Source organism: Microbacterium alkaliflavum (assembly GCF_044325405.1).
Classification (GTDB): Bacteria; Actinomycetota; Actinomycetes; order Actinomycetales; family Microbacteriaceae; genus Microbacterium; species Microbacterium alkaliflavum.
Genome location: NZ_JBIQWL010000020.1, coordinates 1 through 273 on the forward strand (window position 1 = coordinate 1; position 273 = coordinate 273).

Genomic DNA, 273 nt, shown 5'->3' on the forward strand with positions numbered 1-273 from the left:
CGCCCTCGTCCGGCAGACTCCCGGGTGGGGGTCCATCCCGATCGCGTTCGCCAACGGCGACGGCACCTGGAACATCACCAACGGCGCCGCCGGGCCCGACTTCATCCCCTCCTGGGCGAACCAGCCCGGCGTGCGGCTGGTGCCCGGCGACTTCAACGGGAATGGCCTGACCGACATCGCCCTCGTCCGGCAGACTCCCGGGTGGGGGTCCATCCCGATCGCGTTCGCCAACGGCGACGGCACCTGGAACATCACCAACGGCGCCGCCGGGCC

The 273-nt window shown here is 72.2% G+C and carries 1 protein-coding gene; it reads left to right on the forward strand.

Going from position 1 to position 273, the window contains the following annotated elements; translation table 11 throughout:
• Window positions 1-273: hypothetical protein (locus tag ACH3VR_RS22985; RefSeq protein WP_397558675.1), on the forward strand; the 273-nt coding region annotated here is incomplete at both ends.